Source organism: Oligella sp. HMSC05A10 (assembly GCF_001808335.1).
Lineage (GTDB): Bacteria > Pseudomonadota > Gammaproteobacteria > Burkholderiales > Burkholderiaceae_B > Oligella > Oligella urethralis.
On sequence record NZ_KV792959.1, the window covers coordinates 2,234 to 2,931 of the forward strand.

The following is a 698-nucleotide window of genomic DNA, read 5'->3' on the forward strand; positions in this document are numbered from 1 at the left end:
CACCTTCTGTCTCACTCCAATAAGGAAGAGAGGCCCTTCCAAAATAAAAAGTCACTACAGTCAGTAGAAACAAAACAAAAACTCTCTTATAAAAGAAAAAAAATGTCCCTGAAGCTATAGAATTAATTATGTATATCTCAATAAAAATTAATAAGAAAGTTAAAATATAACTACCGTAGGCCAATGATTCGGTTTGACGGACTTTTAGTAGCTTAGCAAGCCCTAATATTAAGAGACTATTTAATCTAACACAAACATTGCTTGTACCTGAGATTCCAATAGACCACCCCTCAGGTCTTTTTTCTCGAAACTTAATCATCATTGCTCCAAAAAAGGCTTGGCCAATTTGTTTTTGGAACAAGAGTTGCATCTTTAGAACCTAACTTATTAGAAATTGCACTACTAACTCCATCGCCTAAAAAATGATTCGTAATTTTTTCTTTAAGAGTTAAATAGTCACGACTTAATTTTTTTGCTCCGGAAGCATCTATGAGCTTTGTAGCAGTTCTGTCTATTACTATACCAATAGACAAATCATAAGCAAGATTAGATACCTTGTAATCTTCATTTAATACCACAGAATCTCTTGCACCAGAGGAAACAGATTTTAAGGCTGCTAAGCTATAAACTTTCAGCCCAGTACCTAATGAAGGAATCATTGTTATTGCTCCTGCTCCAAACGCTGCGGAAGGTGCAAC

Annotated in this window: 1 protein-coding gene and 1 pseudogene; both read right to left on the reverse strand. The window is 35.0% G+C overall.

Annotation, left to right across the window (positions count from 1 at the left end; translation table 11 throughout):
• On the reverse strand, nt 1–319 hold a 319-nt coding region (locus tag HMPREF3144_RS11815), incomplete at its 3' end, for a hypothetical protein (protein ID WP_083290447.1).
• A pseudogene (locus tag HMPREF3144_RS10480) lies at nt 312–698 on the reverse strand (hypothetical protein); the annotation flags it as partial. The gene HMPREF3144_RS11815 and the pseudogene HMPREF3144_RS10480, both read right to left, overlap by 8 nt.